The organism is Terriglobus sp. YAF25 (genome assembly GCF_052113305.1).
Taxonomy (GTDB): Bacteria; Acidobacteriota; Terriglobia; order Terriglobales; family Acidobacteriaceae; genus Terriglobus.
On the sequence record NZ_JBFRCY010001014.1, the window covers coordinates 1 to 1197 of the forward strand.

General features: G+C 56.9%; 1 protein-coding gene. It reads right to left on the minus strand.

Features of this window, described 5'->3' with window-relative positions; translation table 11 throughout:
* On the minus strand, positions 1 to 953 hold a 953-nt coding region (locus AB4043_RS26150; protein ID WP_442308606.1), incomplete at its 3' end, for a TIGR03118 family protein.
* Between the last annotated feature and the right edge of the window lie 244 nt (positions 954 to 1197).

Consider the following 1197-nt stretch of genomic DNA (forward strand, 5'->3'; position numbering starts at 1 on the left):
CCCGTGCTCAGACTGAAGGCGTTGATCCTGCCGTCTCCGAAGTTGCCGACCAGCAATAGACCGCTGAATGCGCCGAAATTAATGGGAGCAACCGCCAACCCCCACGGTGAGTTCAGCATTCCATTGGCGGCAAACCTGCTCTGCAGATTGCCATTCAGGTCGAAGATATCGATGAATCCATTGCCTGGTCCTTTCACGTCGTCATGGCGTTTTGCGTCCTGTTTTGCATAGGTCACGAATAACTTGCCGTCGATGTTGCGAATGCCGAACGGCGCGAATCCGCTGGGAATCTCGCTATCCGTGAACGATTTCACAAGTTGAAAGTGCGCGTCGTACATTTCGACTACGCCATTGCGGAAGTTGGTCGCATAAAGAAAGTCTCCGGAGCCGTTGTTGCCGATTGCCAGACCCTTGTAGACGGCCCCAAGCCCGGTGCGACCCGCGCTGCGGCCTGGGCCTGAATTGTTCACAGCCAGGATCGCGTGAGTGCGGTCCACCGTGGAGTTCCATCCGCTTAGGGTGCCTTCTTCCGTAGCGAAGATGAAACGGCTCGCGCCTGAGCTTCCGTCGGCGGAAACGACAAAACTAGCTGTACTGTTGAACACGATGCCCGTCGGCGCGGCGACCGCACCGGCCGGGCTATTGGGCGGCGTGGGGATAGTTACTACAAGCGGAGAAGCTGCCGGAGTTGCCACGCCCTCCCCGTTGTACACCGGAGAAAGCCCGGTGCCATTGTCGGCGATCCAGATGGGCCCGGCGCTGCCGGCGTTGACAATCCCCCACGGGTTGACCAGGTTTGGATCGGCAAAGTTAGCAACACCGGGGATATCCGAGACCAGATTCGTGCGCTTGTAAGATGTTTGAGCAGCCGCTTGAGTCATGGCGGAGATGAACACCAGGAACCCCACTGCCGCTGCAATCCGCCTGAAATGCGTCTTCCTTCCACTTGACATATACATGTCCTCCTCAAGTGAAATCGCCACACGTCATCGATAGGTTTATCGAGCGAGCAATGCTAGTCCCCGGCCGTTCTGCGGATTGTCAAGGCATTGTCACTTTTCGCCGGAAATCGGCGGGGAATCTCACCCAACCGAGATCGTCGAGCCATCACGGCGACAAACAATGGGACTGATCAAGCAACCTCGTTGTAAGCAAAAGACCGGAACGCCTGAACGACCTTCTTGGGCAGATCATCAT